This is a genomic window from Sinomonas mesophila (assembly GCF_001999765.1).
Lineage (GTDB): Bacteria > Actinomycetota > Actinomycetes > Actinomycetales > Micrococcaceae > Sinomonas > Sinomonas mesophila.
In genome coordinates this window covers 40,564-54,595 of the sequence record NZ_KV908331.1, presented here as the reverse complement: position 1 = coordinate 54,595, position 14,032 = coordinate 40,564, and the positions used below count along the sequence as shown (strand labels likewise).

Sequence of the window (14,032 nt, the reverse complement as noted above, 5' to 3'; positions counted from 1 at the left end):
TGGAAACCGTTTGCCATCAGTTGCCAGAGGTCCTGCTCCGCGGGGTCGCGAGCGATCCTAGACCCAGTCCCCCGGCGCGTAGGAGCGCGCGTAGACGTCCTTGATGAGCCGCAGCGATCCCATGGCCTCCTCGGCGCCGATCCAGAACCGCTCCCCCGCGCGCACGGCGCGGTAGAAGTCGTCGATGAGCAGCTCGTGGGACACGCCCCAGTAGGCCCGGTCCCCCGCCAGGACACCGTGCTCGCGCACCGTCTCGGTGCGCCCGTCAGCCCACCGCACGGTGAGATCCCCGCGCAGGCTCAGCTCGGCGGCCTCCGCCTGGATGTCCAGGGTCACTGGGGCGTTGACGCCGTTGGCGTTCGTCGCGAAGAAGGCGCTCCGGACGGGCGGCTGCTCGACGCCGTCGCGCGTGCCGGCCGCGTGCTCGAGCAGGATGTCCGCGGTGTCCTCGACCTCGATCGCGCCCGCGAGCGCGCGCGCCGACGCTCCGCCGCCCACGACGCGGGCCGGGCCCACGAGCCACTGGAGGAGATCGAGGGTGTGGATCGCCTGGTTCATGAGCAGGCCGCCGCCGCTGCCGGCCCACGTGCCGCGCCACGGCCGCGCCGCGTAGTACGCGGGGGTTCGGTGCCACATGACGGTGGCCTGGGCGCCGAGCACCTGGCCGAGCTGGCCGCCGTCGAGCATCACCCGCATCGCGCGGACGGGCGCGTTGTAGCGGTTCTGGAAGCACACGCCGAGCTGCGCCCCGCTCGCCGCGAACGCCTTCTCCGCGGCCTCCGCGAGCCGCTCGGCGTCGGCGAGCGTGTGCGCGACGGGCTTCTCCGCGAGCACGTGGACGCCGGCAGCGAGCGCCTCCTCGGCGAGCGCGGCATGGGTGCTGTGCGGCGTGCAGAGGTGGACGACGTCGGCGGCCCCCGCGGCGATCAGCTCGCCGAGGCTCGCGAACCCGGGCACGCCGTGGGCGGCGTGGGCCGCGGCGCGCGCCGTGGGGTCGGTGTCGACGACGGCGGCCAGCACCGCGCCGTCGTTCGCCGCGACCGCAGCGAGGTGCACCGACGAGATGTCCCCGCAGCCGACGACGGCGACGCGCAGCCGGGCAGGATCGGCCGGAACGGGCAGGGCATGACGAGGCACGTCGGCGGACATGGCCTCACGCTAGTGACCGCGGCCCATCGAGGGCAAGCGTTTGCCGATCCGTTGCCAGATGCTCACTGAAGGCTGTCGGGGCCCTGCAGTACGCTAGGCCCATGCGCGAACTCCAGGCGAAGATCATCGAGGAGATGGGCGTCAAGCCCGAGATCGACCCCGCACGGGAGGTGGCGGACCGCGTCGAGTTCCTCAAGGGCTACCTCAAGGCGACGCACACGAAGGGATTCGTGCTCGGCATCAGCGGCGGGCTCGACTCCTCGCTCGCGGGCCGGCTCGCCCAGCTCGCGGTCGAGTCCCTGGCCGAGGAGGGCGTCGAGGCGGACTTCGTGGCCGTGCGCCTCCCCTACGGCGTCCAGCACGACGAGGAGGACGCGCAGGCGGCCCTCGAGTTCGTGCGCCCCAAGACCCAGTGGACCTTCAACGTCAAGCCCGCCGTGGACGGAATCGACGATCAGTTCGCCGAGTCCACCGGCGCCGAGCTGAGCGACTTCGGCAAGGGCAACGTGAAGGCCCGGGCGCGGATGATCGCGCAGTACGCCCTCGCGGGCGAGAGGAACCTGCTCGTGATCGGCACCGACCACGGCGCCGAGTCGGTGACGGGATTCTTCACGAAATATGGCGACGGCGGCGCGGACATCCTGCCGCTGTTCGGCCTCAACAAGCGCCAGAACCGGCAGATCCTGCACCATCTGGGCGCCGTGGAGCGGATCTGGAGGAAGGTCCCCACCGCCGATCTCCTCGACGACCAGCCCGGCCGCACGGACGAGCACGAGCTCGGCCTGAGCTACGACCAGATCGACGACTACCTCGAGGGCCGCGAGGTCCCGGCGGAGATCGCCGAGACCATCGAGCACAAGTACTTCCGCACGCGGCACAAGCGCGCCGTCCCCGTGACGATCTTCGACACGTGGTGGCGCGAGACGGCGGACGTCCCCGCCCGCTAGAGGCGTCCGCTGGAGCGGATGATCGCCGCGATCTCGGCGTAGCCGAGCCGCTCGGCGTTCTGGAGCGCCGTGCGCCCCTGGGGGTCGCGGATGCCCGGATCGGCGCCGGCCTCCAGCAGGAGCCGCACGGTCTCCTGCTGGCGCGGCCCGCCGTCGTTGAGCAGGATGGCCTCCTGCATCGCGGTCCAGCCGAGGTTGTTGACGTGGTTGGCGGGCACGCCTGCGGCGATGAGGATCCTGACGGCCTCGACGTGCCCGTGCTCGCTCGCCGGGATGAGGGCCGTGCCGCCGAAGCGGTTGGTGCTGCGCACGTCCGCGCCGTGGGCAAGGGTCAGCTCGAGGATCTCGATGAACCCCTCGGCGCCCGCGTAGAGGAACGCGGAGTCCTGGATCGGGTCCTTCGCGTTGACGTCCCCACCCGCGTCGATGAGCCGGCGCACCTCCGCGAGGTCCCGGCGCTTGGTCGCGGCCACGAGCGGCCAGGGCTGCGACCCGCGCGGCCGCGCGCGGCCCCGCCCCTGTCCCCGTTCGGGTCACCCGCATCACCCCGCGAGGATCGCCTCGGCGCCCGCGGTCGCGCACGCCTCGTCCAGGGCGCCGTCGGGCGCGCCGCCCACGCCGATGCCCGCGACGGACACGCCGTTGACCTTGAGCGGAATCCCGCCGGCCAGGAACAGCGTGCCCGGCAGGTCCGCGATCGAGGGCTTGCCGTTGCCGCTGATCCGGCCCGCGAGCTCGCTCGTGGGGGCGCCGAATGCGGCAGCCGTGTAGGCCTTCTGCTGGGCGGCCTCGATCGTGTGCTCGGCGGCGTTGTCCCCGCGCAGGAGCGCCTGGACGGTCCCGAAGCGGTCCACGACGGCGACCGTCACGAACGGCAGCCTGTCCGCCGCGCACTTCGCGAGCGCGGCCTGGACGGCGTTCGCGGAGGCGGTCGCCGAGACGCGGCTCTGGGCGACGGTCGTGCCCTGGCCGGCGGGGATGTCGACGGCGGGCACGGCCTGCGGCGCGGGCTGTTGCCGCACGGCTGTGTTCGCTGCGTTCGTCGTGCCTGCGGCGTTGGCGGCGACGGTGATGCCGCCCGTCAGGACCAGGGCGCTGACGGCTGCGGTGAGTGCGGTGCTCTTCTTCACGGTTCCTCCGGTGGGTCGGACATCACAGGCAGCGTCGGGCTGCCCCTTCGCTCCATGCTTCCGGGGACGGGCGGGCGGCGGCATCGGCCAGGAGGGTGGGCCGCACTAGACAAAAGGATGAGATCCCTCGCCCAGGGCGGGAAGAGGCGCGGGACTGCCGGCGCGGGCCTAGCATGGCGGCATGCCCACGTCAGCCTCAAGCGCAGCAGCCGGCCGGGCTGCCAGCCCGGCAGCCAGCCCCGCCGGCCCGCGCCGGATCGAGGCCGTCGTGCACGCGAGCTTCGCGGTGCTCCTCGTCGCGGCGGGCGTCCGGTACGTCATGCGGCACAGCCCCGAGGAGAACGTCCCGGTCCTCGCGCTGTCGATGACCGCGAGCGCCCTCTACGCCGTCCTGGCCCTCGTGCCGGCGGGCGCCGGGGCGCGGCGGGCCGTCGGCGTGGCCGTCCTCGCGGCGTGGAGCGCGCTCGTCGTCCTCGCCCCGAGCTTCGCATGGTGCTCGCTGCCGCTGTTCTTCCTGTTCCGCGCTGTGTTTTCTTCGGCCGTCCCCGCGGCGGCCGCCGACGGCCGCGCCGGGCACGGGTTCTCCGGCGGCCGGGCCGTGCGGGCGGCGACGGCCGTGCTCGCGCTGGCGACCGCCGTCGGGCTCTTCAAGCTCAGCGGCTACACGGACCTCGCGATGCTCCTCGGGCCACTCGCGGCCGGCGTGCTCTTGACCCTCGTCTCGGAGCGGATCGAGGAGGACGCGCGCCAGCAGGCGCGGCTCGAGCAGACGCTCTCGGGCACCCGCGCCGAGCTGGCCGAGAGCCAGCGCCGCGCGGGGGCCGCGGAGGAGCGCACCCGCGTCTCGCGCGAGATCCACGACACCGTGACGCAGGGCCTCGCCTCGAGCCTGCTCCTGCTCGAGGCCGCGCAGCGCTCGGGCGGCGGGCCCGGGCGCGAGGAGGTGCGCGACGCCGCGGCCCTCCTGCGCGAGAGCATCGCCGACACGCGCGCCCTGGTCCACGACCTCGCGGCGCCGGGCCTCGACGCCTCTCCCCTGCCCGAGGCCCTCCTCCGCGCCGCGGCCCGCTACGTCGAGGAGCCGCGGCTGCACGTGAGCGGGGTCCCGCGCGAGGTCCCGGCCGAGGTGCGGCACGCGCTCCTGCGCGTCGTGGCGAGCGCCGCGGCGAACGTGCGCCGGCACGCGGGCCCGGCCGAAGTCACGCTCAGCGTCGCGTTCCTGCCCGATGCCGTCACCGTGGACGTGCACGACTCCGGCCGCGGCTTCGACCCCGCCGCGGTCGCCGAGCCCTCGGCGTCCGGCGGCTACGGGCTGCGCGCGATGCGCCAGCGCATCGAACAGCTCGGGGGCGCGTTCTCGGTCGAGAGCGCGCCCGGCGAGGGCACGATCGTGGCCGCCGAGGTGCCCACCGGCGGCCACGACGGCGACACGGCCGACGGCGGTGGGGCGCGCGCCGGCGGCGACCCGACCGCCTCCGGCGGGGGGCCGGCGTCGTGAGCGGACAGCGCCTCACCATCCTCCTGTGCGATGACCACCTCGTCGTCCGTTCGGGCCTGCGCGCCCTCCTGGGCACGCAGAAGGATCTCGAGGTCGTGGCCGAGGCCGGCAGCGGCGCCGCGGCCCTTGTGCTCGCCGAGCAGCACCGGCCCGACGTCGTCGTCATGGACCTCGGCATGGGGGCCGGGATGGACGGCATCGAGGCCATCCGCCGGATGCGCGCGGCCCGGCCCGGGCAGGCCGTCATCGTCTTCACGACCTACGACTCGGACGCGGACATCGTCCGGGCCGTCGACGCCGGGGCCATGGGGTACGTGCTCAAGGACGCCTCCCCCGAGGAGATCTTCGCCGCGGTGCGGGGCGCCGCCGTCGGCCGCCCCGTGATGAGCGCGCCCGTCGCGTCCAAGCTGTTCAGGCAACGAGCCCGCCCGCAGGAGGCCCTCACCCCGCGCGAGGCCGAGCTCCTCGGCCTGCTCACCGAGGGCCTGAGCAACCGCGAGCTGAGCCGCCGGCTCTTCATCTCCGAGGCGACCGTCAAGTCGCACCTGGCCCATATCTACGCCAAGCTCGGCGTCGATTCGCGGGCCGCCGCGATCGCCGCGGCGCTACGGCGCGAGGGCATGCGGTGAATGCTGTGTTCGCTGTGCCAGAGGCACAGTGCCGGATCCGGCCCGGGTTGATAGCGTGGGCGCGTGAAGATCGCTACCTGGAATGTGAACTCCCTCCGAGCCCGCGCCGACCGCGTCGAGAGCTGGCTCCTGCGCAGTGACGTGGACGTCCTCGCACTCCAGGAGACCAAGTGCAAGGACGACAACTTCCCGTGGGAGCTCTTCGAGCGCAACGGCTACGAGGTCGCGCACTTCGGCGTGAGCCAGTGGAACGGCGTCGCGATCGCCTCCCGCGTGGGCATGACCGACGTCGAGCGCACGTTCCCGGACCAGCCAACCTTCGGCAAGAGCGGCAAGGACCCGGTCCAGGAGGCCCGCGCGATGGCCGCCACGTGTGGGGGCGTGCGCGTCTGGAGCCTCTACGTGCCGAACGGCCGCGCGCTCAACGACGAGCACATGCCGTACAAGCTCGACTGGCTCAAGGTCCTCAACGGCCACGCCGCGGAGTGGCTCTCGGACGACCCGAAGGCCCAGATCGCGCTCATGGGCGACTGGAACATTGCCCCGCAGGACGACGACGTGTGGGACATCGAGTACTTCCGCACCGAGGGGCTCACCCACGTCTCGGAGCCCGAGCGGGACGCCTTCCGGGCGTTCGAGGCCACGGGCTTCGAGGACGTCGTGCGGCGCCACGCGCCCGGACCGGGCGTCTACACCTACTGGGACTACACGCAGCTGCGCTTCCCCAAGAAGGAGGGCATGCGCATCGATTTCGTGCTCGCCTCCCCCTCGCTCGCCGCGCGCGTGGTCAACGCGCACATCGACCGCGAGGAGCGCAAGGGCAAGGGAGCCTCGGACCATGCGCCGGTCGTTGTGGAGCTGGCGGAGGAGCAGTGACCCTGCAGGGGCGGCCGTTCGCCTCGCAGCTGCGCGTCTACGAGCCGATCGAGGCATTCGGCTCCGAGGAGCGCGCCCGGATGGAGCACAGCATCGCCGAACGCGGGCCCGGACGGCGCAAGCTCGACCAGGCCGAGGCGGAGGCGGCGATCGGCCGGATCATCTCCGCCACGGGGGACCCCTTCCCGGACAGCGGCACGGAGTTCACGCGGACGCTCACCGTGGACGGGCGCACACTGTACTGCCCGTCCCAGCTCGTGCTCAGGGCGGGGCTCGCGGCCGAGTCCGTCCTGACCACCGCCCCGGCCTCTCTGGCCGACGTGCTCCTGCCCGAGGACGCGCGGTCGCGGCACCAGGAGCGCGTGGACCGCATCGCGGCCGAGTCCGCCACGCCGCGCGTGAACACGCGGGAGTCGCTGTGGGGCATCCCGTTCAGCTGGTTCGTCCTGTTCCACCAGCAGGACCCGACCGAGGTCGTCGAGGACGAGGGCCACATCCGGACCGTGCGGATCACGGCGACGTGGTCCCGCGCGATCGGGCGTGCGCGGTTTGCCGTGGCCAACCTCGCGCTCGCGGCGCCCGAGATGAATATGCTCGACGAGCTGACGACGCTCACCGAATGGCTCGAGGAGTTCCATCCGGACTCCGCCATCGAGCTCGACTACGGGTCCGTCGCGGATCGGGTCCACCCCGACGAGTCCCCGCTCGACGTCCTGCTCGGCATCGAGTGCCTCGCCGAGGGCGACTTGACCGGGGCCGCCGCAGCGTACCGCCGGCTCGCCTCGCGCTGGATCCCCATCCGCCAGCTCGCGCGGGCTTCCTGAGCGACCGCGCCCCGCGTCAGGTCTCGCGCAGATGCCGCTGGGCCTGCTGCGTCCGGTCCTGGACTGCAGCGCCCTGCTCCTGTGCCTCCTCCTTGACGGCCTGCACCCCCTCAGATGCCGACTGCCTGACGTTTTCGACGGCCTCGCGGGCCGGCTCCTTGAGGTGCTCCGCCATCTCGGACGCTGCGCCGGAGAGCTCCTGGGTCATGGGCTCGGCCTTCTCCTTGATGGCCCGCGCCGCCTCCCGCTCCTTCTCGCTCGGCGGAATGAGCGAGGAGAGGAGGAGGCCGGCGCCGAAGGCGATGAGGCCCGCGGCGAGGGGGTTGCCCTGCGTCTTCCGCATAACCTTCCGCTCGACGCGCTCGACGGCGGCCCCGGCATCCTCCGCCGCACTGCGCGCCCCGGTCGTGACGTCGTCGGCCGTGCCCATGATCCGGTCCTTCATGTCGGTCATGGCGCCCTTGACCCGCTCGGTCTGGCGGTGGGCGACGTGTGACGGGCTGACCTTGTCGGCCACCGCGTCGACGTCGTAGCCGAGCCGCTCGCGGGTCTGTTCGATGTCGGCTCGGATGGCATCGGGATTCTGGCTCATCGTGGCTCCTCACTCGGCTTGAGCGATGGGGGGATCTTCTTCACCGTCTCGGCCGTGCGGGGCATGCCCCGGACGGCCTCCATCTCCTTCTTGGCGCGGAACGCGAGGACTGCGGCCACGATCGCCCAGATGACCGCGACGATCACGGCGGACCAGCCGAAGCCGACCAGGGACGCGCCCAGGGCCCACCAGAGGGCGAGCGAGAGGAACAACAGGGCGAAGAGTCCTGCCGCCCCCGCGCCGCCGTACATGCCAGCGCCCTTGCCCGCCCGCGTGGCCGACTCGCGGAACTCGGCCTTGGCCAGCTCGACCTCCTGCCGCATGAGCGTCGTGAGGTCCTGCGCGACGTCGCCGATCAGGTCGCCGAGGGACGTTGTGGCTGCCTTGGCCTCTGCGGGGGGCACGTCGGCACGGGGCACCTCGGCGCGGGGCACGTCGGCGCGGGGCACGTCGGCCGAGCCCTGGGCGCCCGGCGACCCATAGTCCGGAGGGTAGGTCATCGCCGCTCATCCCCCTCACGGCGGAGCCGGTTCTCTTCCTCGACCGGGATCCGGCCCTTGTCCCCCACACCAGGGATCGGCTTGCCCGCCTCGGCCGGCGTCTCGTACTCCGAGCCGCGGTCGGTGTCACCGGAGGCGGCCGCGTCGTCCGTCTCGCCGGCCTGCGGGTAGGCGCTGTCCCCTACCGGGGCGCCATACGGGGCCTCCCCCGGGCCGGCCTGATAGGCGCCGCCGGAGGCCGACCCGGCCTGCGCCGCGGTCGCTATGGGGGGTTGGGCCATGGGGGTTTGGGCCATGGCACTCTGCCTCATGGGCGTCTCGCCGTAGCCCTGCTCCTCGCGGTAGTCGCGCGCGGCCCGCGTCCGGTCAAAGCCCTCGGGAAGGGCCGTGCGATGACGCGCTTCCTCGCCCCAGTCTCCGCCGCGGTCCTCGGTGGCCTCTGCCGCGAGCGAGCGACTCAGCCGCCCCGCGAGAAGGCCGGCTCCGGCAGCGATCGCGAGGAACATGCCCGGCCGGCGCCGCGCATAGGACTTCACGTCCTCGAGAAGGGACCCCGGGTCGCGCTGGTCGAGCCAGTCCGCCAGGGACGCCGTCTTCTCCGCCGCCTGGCGGACGAGATCGGTCCCGACGCCGGACCCGTCGCTGGCGGATGCCATTGAGCTGAGCTCGCGGTGGATGGACCTCAGACCCTCTGCCGCCCGGGACTGCTGGTGGGCCGCCTGGTCCATGAGCTCCCTGCGGCTCTGGGCCAGCAGGTCCCTGGCCTGGTAGGCAGCTTCATGGGCAACGACGGATGCTTCCTCTTTCGCGACGTCGCGCACGGCGCCCGCCGATGCGGCAGCCTCCTGGGCGACTCCTCGCGCTTCTTCCTTTGCTGCGGCCGTCGTGGACTCGTGGCGTCCGGGGACGCCGGGGCCGCTGGACAGGGGACCAGTCATCATGATTCCTCGCACTCCGTGTCTGGATTGAGCGGGTGACGTCTGTAGAACTACCCGCCCGCAGCAGACTCAACACGGAAGGCGCACGGCGCCCGGCCGGCTTGTGGGTCCGGCTGGCTTATGGCCCGGCCGGCTCGTGGGTCCGGCCGGATTCTGGTCCTAGCCGTGCGAGGGAGGCGCGGTACTCTCCCGGACGACGAGGCGCTGCTCGGCCGTCTCACTGTGGACGGCGCCCACCTCGCCGGCGAGCTCGGCCAGCAGCATCTGCGTCCCGCGCCGCGCCTGCGCCAACGGGTCCTGCCACACCGTGGTGAGGCCGACGGCGGCACCCATCTCGTGGCCATCGATCCCGACGATGGAGAGCTCCTCGGGCACCCGGACGCCGCGCCGACGGGCTTCGAAGAGCGCGCCGAGCGCCATCTCGTCGGATGCGCACACCATCGCCGTCGGGCGAGGCTCGGGGAGCTCGAGGAACTTGCGCATGGCCTCGATGCCGCTTTCCACCGTGAAGTTGCCGTAGAACGACGCGTCTGGGTGGAGCTCGAGTCCCGCAGCGGTGACGGCGTCCTGGAACCCCTCCATGCGGATCTTGGGCACCGAGAAGTTGAGATCGGAATCGTCCTGGCCATGCAGGAGGGAGATGTGCCGGTGCCCGAGCCCGATGAGGTACTCGGTGATGGTGCGGGCGGCCCTGTAGTCGTCGATGCCCACATTGGGGCAGCCCGGCACCGGCCCCCCGATGACGATGAGCGGCATCTCGATGGCGTGCAGGTCGTCGATCTCCTCCGGATGGAGGTACATACACAGCAGGAGAATCGCGTCGATCTGCTTGTGCACCATCGCGCGGCTGAAGAGGCGTTCGCGCGGCGCGGTGCGGCCGCCGAGGTGGAAGAGGGAGAGGTTGTAGCCCTTGCCGTGGAGCTCCTCGTCCACACCGGCGATGGCCTTGCCGAAGAACCAGCGGTCGACATACGGGGCCAGGACACCGATCGTGCGGGTCTTCCCGCTCGCGAGGCGGGACGCCGAAGACGACGGCACGTAGCCGAGTTCCTTGGCCGTCTCCAGGATCCTCGCCCGGGTCTTGGGCGAGACCCGCGGGAGGCCACGGATGGCCCGGGAGACCGTCGCCGTGGAAACTCCCGCCGCCGCGGCGACGTCCTCGATCCCTACCACCGTGGCCCCTCCCGAACCTCTTCCGTCCTCACGGGCGGGCGGGCCTCAGCCCTTGTCTTCGTGCTGCTCCCCACGCAGCACCTTGCGCCGCAGGGCCCACAGGCCCGCCATCGCGAGTACGACGGCAAGGAGTCCGAGCGCCCAGCCGAGCGCGAATTGACCGGTGATCTCGTGCCACACGGTGACCACGAGCAGAACAAGTCCCCAGAATGCCAGAAAGCCCATGAAGATCTCGAACTGCTCGACGACGGCCTGCCGGTGGTGGGAGGAGCGGCGGTAGGCCGCTCCCCCCACCGGGAAGGGCTCAGTTCCCCGTCCACCCGTCACTTCACGGCTCCTGCCGTGAGACCGGCGACGATCTTGCGCTGGAAGATGAGCACTAGCAGAACGAGCGGGATGGTGACGAGCGTGCCCGCGGCCATGACGGCGGTATACGGCTCCTGCATCGGCTCCGAGCCGGCGAAGGAGGCGATGGCCACCGTAACCGTCTTCGTCTGGTCATTCGAGAGCTGGCTCGCGATGAGGAACTCGTTCCATGCCGAGATGAAGGCGAGGATCGCGGTCGTGAACGTGGCCGGCGCGGCGAGCGGGAGGATGATCTTCCGGAACGCCTGCCCTTGGGTGCAGCCGTCGATGCGAGCCGACTCCTCGAGCTCCCACGGCATCTCGCGGAAGAAGGAGGTGAGCGTGTACACCGTCAGCGGCAGCACGAATGAGATGTTCGGGATGATGAGCGCCTGGTAGGTGCCTATCCAGCCGATGTTGGTGAACAGCTGGAACAGCGGGGTGACGAGCGCCACGCCGGGAAACATCGAGGCGCCGAGGATGAAACCGAGCACCAGGAACTTGAAGCGGAAGTTCAAGCGCGCGAGGGCGTAGGCAGCGAAGACGCCGACCACCAGGGCGATGAGCGTGGTGATACCGGCGACGATCAGGCTGTTCAGGAGAGCCTGGCCGAAGCGGTTGCCAAGGCTCTCGTCGAACACCGTCCTGAAGTTCTCCAGGCTCACATGGGTGAACCAGAAGGTCGGGTCATAGGTGTAGGCGACTTCACGGAAGGCCGTGACGATCATCCAGTAGGCGGGCAGAAGGCACCAGACGAGGATGATGGCGGCCTGGATGTAGGTGCGGACCTGGCCCCAGTCGAACGCCTTGCGGCGTGTGGGAACCTCGGCGACGTGTGTGCGGGTTGCGGTTGCCGTGGTCATGCTACTTCTTCTTCCCCCCCGTGCTCGCCGCGGCCACGGCGTTGGCGCCGAGGAAGCGGACGAAGATGAATGCGACGATGAAGATCACGAGGAATGTGATGGTCGATAGCGCGGCCGCTGTGTTGAAGCCCTGTCTGATCTGCTGCACGACGAGGATCGACAGCGTCGAGGTGCCGTTCGCGCCCTGGGTCATGATGTACGGCAGGTCGAACATGCGCAGCGCATCGAGGACGCGGAACAGGATCGCCACCATGAGGGCCGGCTTGACGAGCGGGAGCGTGATCAGCGTGAAACGCTGCCACGCCGACGCGCCGTCGACCTTGGCCGCCTCATAGACCTCGTCCGGGATGAGCTGGAGCCCGGCGAGGATGAGCAGTGCCATGAACGGCGTGGTCTTCCAGACGTCGGCGATGATGATCGCCCACTTGGCTGGCCACTCCGAGCCCGTCCAGAGGATCTGCGTGTTGAAGAGCTGGTTGGCGATGCCCTGGAACGCGAAGATGAAGAACCAGAGCTTGGCCGTGACTGCCGTCGGGATGGCCCACGGGACCAGCACGGCGGCACGAATGGCACTGCGGCCGCGGAAGGAACGCGCCATGATGACCGCCATCCAGAAGCCCAGGACAGTCTCAAGGGCCACAGTGACGGCCGTGAAGAAGAACGTCACACCGAAGGAGTCCCAGAACTGGGCGCCCAGCGTGCCCGGAGGGCAAGGTACGCCGTTGCACTGCTGCAGCAGCCAGTGGGTGTAGTTCTCAAACCCTGCTGGGCCGCCCTCGACGAAGAACCCCGTGGCCGGGTCCAGCCCGGAGTCCTTCTGGAAGGACATGATGATCGCGTTCACCACCGGGTAGATGATGACGATCCCGAGGAGGATGAGGGAGGGGGCGAGCAGGACGCTGGCCCAGCGGCCCTGTGTGACCTGCTTCCGGTCGGCGCTCTCGCGCCCCGGCATGTGGTGCGCCGCCTCGGTGGTGGGCGCCTTCTTCGTCACGTCTGTTGACATTGTTGCTCCTGTCCGGCGGGCTGAATGCCCGGGAGGCCGCCTCGGCGGCTGCCCCCCCGGGCATCTGCCCGATCCGCTGCTACTTGGCGCCTGCAGCTTCCATCGCCGACTGCATGTCAGAGACGGCCGAGTCGACGGCCTTCTCCCCCTTCATCGCGGCGTAGGCGTTGTCCTGAATCGCCTTCGTGACCGCGGGGTAGAACGGCGTCACCGGGCGCGGGACAGCGTTCTCGATCGAGGTCTTGAGGGTAGTCAGGTAGGGCAGCTGGGCGACGAGCTGCGGGTCGTCGTACAGCTTCTCCATGGCCGGGGCCAGCGACCCCTGGGTCACGTAGAACCGCTGGGTCTCCTCGCTGATGATGTACTTGAGGAAGTCCAGGGCAGTGGCCTTGTTCTTGGAGTACACGCTGACGCCGACGTTGTGCCCGCCGAGCGACGAGGCGCCCGGGCCGCTCATGCCGGGGAGCGGTGCGAGGCCCAGCACGTCCTTGACCGCCGAGGACGCCTCGGTCGTGGCCAGCTTGTACACGTACGGCCAGTTGCGGTGGAACAGGAGCTTGCCTGCCTGGAAGTCGATGCGGCCTTCCTCCTCGGTGTACGTGATGGCCTCGGCCGGGATGTTCCCGTCCTTGTAGGCCTCGGCGAGCTTGCCGAGACCCTCCTTGGCCTCATCGGAGTTGACCGTCGCCTTGCCGCTGTTGTCGACGATCTCCCCGCCGAAGGAGTTGATCGCCTCGGCCGCGTTGACCGTGAGGCCCTCATACTTCGCGTGCTGGCCGGCATAGCAGCCGATGTTGTTCTCCTTCGCGATGGAGCACATGCTCATCATCTCGTCCCAGGTCTTGGGCGGAGTGGGCACGAGGTCCTTGCGGTAATACAGCATGCCGCCATCAGACGTCTGGGGCACGGTGTACAGCGTGTTGTTGTAGGTGGAGCTCTCGACCGTTGCCTTGAGCAGGCCGTCCGTGGAGATCGCCATCTTGTCCTTGAGGGGCTGGAGCCAGCCCTTGGCAGCGAACTCGGCGACCCAGATGAGGTCGACGCTCATGACGTCGTAGTTGGCGTTCTTCGCCTGGAAGTTCTGGACCAGGTCGTCGTGCTGCTGGTCTGCCTCGTCGGTCTGCTCCTTGAAGGTGACCTGTTCGTTCGGGTGGGCCGCGTTCCACTTCTCGATGAGCGGGCGGACGACGTTCGAGTTGTCCTTGCCCTGGACGTAGGTGATGGGGCCTCGGCCGTCGAGGTTGGCTTCGGCATCGCTGCCGCCGGCGCCTCCGCCGGTCCCGCCGCCGCCGCCGGCACACGCTGAGAGGGTCAGGGCGAGGACGCTTGCCGCTGCCAGCGGATAAGTCATCCTGGAGAACTTGCGGTTACTCATGTGCTCGACTCCCATGTCGTTCGAAGGCAGCTGGACATTCATGGAACAACCGCCTCGGAGGGTGTGTGGTGGACCTCACACTAGGGTGGAGCCGACTCCACGTGCAAGCGCTTACGCATTTCGTGTCCGGTCCGTGATCAACGCGGGAGTTCCCATGTCATGTTTGCGTTCAGAAGTTGACCGAAGG

Annotated in this window: 16 protein-coding genes; 5 read left to right on the top strand and 11 right to left on the bottom strand. The window is 70.5% G+C overall.

The window, feature by feature from the left end:
• Nucleotides 1-57 precede the first annotated feature (57 nt).
• Nucleotides 58-1,149, bottom strand: a complete 1,092-nt coding sequence (locus BV907_RS10415; protein WP_077489662.1) for a Gfo/Idh/MocA family protein — start codon at nucleotides 1,147-1,149, stop codon at nucleotides 58-60.
• A gap of 101 nt (nucleotides 1,150-1,250) precedes the next feature.
• On the opposite strand from BV907_RS10415, the gene nadE reads away from it, so the two are divergent.
• Nucleotides 1,251-2,096, top strand: coding sequence for an ammonia-dependent NAD(+) synthetase (gene nadE / locus BV907_RS10410; protein ID WP_077489661.1), 846 nt, complete (start codon nucleotides 1,251-1,253; stop codon nucleotides 2,094-2,096).
• On the opposite strand, the gene BV907_RS10405 is transcribed toward nadE, so the two are convergent.
• Together BV907_RS10405 and BV907_RS10400 are read right to left on the bottom strand one after the other, a co-directional pair.
• Nucleotides 2,093-2,569, bottom strand: a complete 477-nt coding sequence (locus tag BV907_RS10405) for an ankyrin repeat domain-containing protein (RefSeq protein WP_077489660.1) — start codon at nucleotides 2,567-2,569, stop codon at nucleotides 2,093-2,095. The two genes, nadE and BV907_RS10405, sit on opposite strands and share 4 nt — an antisense overlap.
• A 69-nt stretch (nucleotides 2,570-2,638) precedes the next feature.
• Nucleotides 2,639-3,226 carry a GlcG/HbpS family heme-binding protein gene (locus BV907_RS10400; RefSeq protein ID WP_077489659.1) on the bottom strand — a complete coding sequence of 196 codons (588 nt, stop codon included), beginning with the start codon at nucleotides 3,224-3,226 and terminating at the stop codon, nucleotides 2,639-2,641.
• A 181-nt stretch (nucleotides 3,227-3,407) separates the two neighbouring features.
• On the opposite strand from BV907_RS10400, the gene BV907_RS10395 reads away from it, so the two are divergent.
• The 4 genes from BV907_RS10395 to BV907_RS10380 all read left to right on the top strand — a co-directional run bounded on the left by BV907_RS10395 (nucleotide 3,408) and on the right by BV907_RS10380 (nucleotide 7,053).
• Nucleotides 3,408-4,724, top strand: coding sequence for a sensor histidine kinase (locus BV907_RS10395; protein WP_077489658.1), 1,317 nt, complete (start codon nucleotides 3,408-3,410; stop codon nucleotides 4,722-4,724).
• Nucleotides 4,721-5,353 (top strand): response regulator, encoded by a 633-nt coding sequence (locus BV907_RS10390; protein WP_077489657.1) that lies wholly within the window; start codon nucleotides 4,721-4,723, stop codon nucleotides 5,351-5,353. Before BV907_RS10395 ends, BV907_RS10390 begins: the two co-directional genes overlap by 4 nt.
• 63 nt (nucleotides 5,354-5,416) lie before the next feature.
• Entirely contained in the window at nucleotides 5,417-6,229 is an 813-nt protein-coding gene (locus BV907_RS10385) for an exodeoxyribonuclease III (protein WP_077489656.1), read from the top strand.
• Nucleotides 6,226-7,053 (top strand): DUF8083 family protein, encoded by an 828-nt coding sequence (locus BV907_RS10380; protein ID WP_077489655.1) that lies wholly within the window; start codon nucleotides 6,226-6,228, stop codon nucleotides 7,051-7,053. The genes BV907_RS10385 and BV907_RS10380 overlap by 4 nt, the downstream gene beginning before the upstream one ends.
• A gap of 16 nt (nucleotides 7,054-7,069) precedes the next feature.
• Here BV907_RS10380 and BV907_RS10375 read toward each other — a convergent pair whose 3' ends face one another.
• From BV907_RS10375 to BV907_RS10340, 8 genes are all read right to left on the bottom strand, one after another.
• Nucleotides 7,070-7,645 (bottom strand): DUF3618 domain-containing protein, encoded by a 576-nt coding sequence (locus BV907_RS10375; RefSeq protein ID WP_077489654.1) that lies wholly within the window; start codon nucleotides 7,643-7,645, stop codon nucleotides 7,070-7,072.
• Nucleotides 7,642-8,049 carry a phage holin family protein gene (locus BV907_RS10370; protein ID WP_425441625.1) on the bottom strand — a complete coding sequence of 136 codons (408 nt, stop codon included), beginning with the start codon at nucleotides 8,047-8,049 and terminating at the stop codon, nucleotides 7,642-7,644. Before BV907_RS10370 ends, BV907_RS10375 begins: the two co-directional genes overlap by 4 nt.
• Before the next feature lie 92 nt (nucleotides 8,050-8,141).
• Nucleotides 8,142-9,083 carry a hypothetical protein gene (locus tag BV907_RS10365; RefSeq protein ID WP_139346713.1) on the bottom strand — a complete coding sequence of 314 codons (942 nt, stop codon included), beginning with the start codon at nucleotides 9,081-9,083 and terminating at the stop codon, nucleotides 8,142-8,144.
• Between the two features lie 159 nt (nucleotides 9,084-9,242).
• Nucleotides 9,243-10,256 carry a LacI family DNA-binding transcriptional regulator gene (locus BV907_RS10360; protein ID WP_077489651.1) on the bottom strand — a complete coding sequence of 338 codons (1,014 nt, stop codon included), beginning with the start codon at nucleotides 10,254-10,256 and terminating at the stop codon, nucleotides 9,243-9,245.
• Nucleotides 10,257-10,301: 45 nt separating this feature from the next.
• Nucleotides 10,302-10,583, bottom strand: coding sequence for a hypothetical protein (locus tag BV907_RS19335; RefSeq protein WP_245827904.1), 282 nt, complete (start codon nucleotides 10,581-10,583; stop codon nucleotides 10,302-10,304).
• The gene (locus BV907_RS10350; protein ID WP_077489650.1) at nucleotides 10,580-11,464 is read right to left on the bottom strand and encodes a carbohydrate ABC transporter permease; all 885 of its coding nucleotides are present in this window, start codon (nucleotides 11,462-11,464) and stop codon (nucleotides 10,580-10,582) included. The genes BV907_RS19335 and BV907_RS10350 overlap by 4 nt, the downstream gene beginning before the upstream one ends.
• A 1-nt stretch (nucleotide 11,465) precedes the next feature.
• Nucleotides 11,466-12,470 (bottom strand): carbohydrate ABC transporter permease, encoded by a 1,005-nt coding sequence (locus BV907_RS10345; RefSeq protein WP_077489649.1) that lies wholly within the window; start codon nucleotides 12,468-12,470, stop codon nucleotides 11,466-11,468.
• Between the two features lie 79 nt (nucleotides 12,471-12,549).
• The gene (locus BV907_RS10340) at nucleotides 12,550-13,821 is read right to left on the bottom strand and encodes an ABC transporter substrate-binding protein (RefSeq protein ID WP_245827903.1); all 1,272 of its coding nucleotides are present in this window, start codon (nucleotides 13,819-13,821) and stop codon (nucleotides 12,550-12,552) included.
• Nucleotides 13,822-14,032 lie beyond the last annotated feature (211 nt).

Bases quoted from the DNA above. Each gene is read 5' to 3' on its own strand.
- BV907_RS10395 (WP_077489658.1), top strand. From the start codon at position 3,408: ATGCCCACGTCAGCCTCAAGCGCAGCAGCCGGCCGGGCTGCCAGCCCG.
- nadE (WP_077489661.1), top strand. From the start codon at position 1,251: ATGCGCGAACTCCAGGCGAAGATCATCGAGGAGATGGGCGTCAAGCCC.
- BV907_RS10345 (WP_077489649.1), bottom strand. From the start codon at position 12,470: ATGTCAACAGACGTGACGAAGAAGGCGCCCACCACCGAGGCGGCGCAC.
- BV907_RS10415 (WP_077489662.1), bottom strand. From the start codon at position 1,149: ATGTCCGCCGACGTGCCTCGTCATGCCCTGCCCGTTCCGGCCGATCCT.
- BV907_RS10365 (WP_139346713.1), bottom strand. From the start codon at position 9,083: ATGACTGGTCCCCTGTCCAGCGGCCCCGGCGTCCCCGGACGCCACGAG.
- BV907_RS10350 (WP_077489650.1), bottom strand. From the start codon at position 11,464: ATGACCACGGCAACCGCAACCCGCACACACGTCGCCGAGGTTCCCACA.
- BV907_RS10340 (WP_245827903.1), bottom strand. From the start codon at position 13,821: ATGACTTATCCGCTGGCAGCGGCAAGCGTCCTCGCCCTGACCCTCTCA.
- BV907_RS10375 (WP_077489654.1), bottom strand. From the start codon at position 7,645: ATGAGCCAGAATCCCGATGCCATCCGAGCCGACATCGAACAGACCCGC.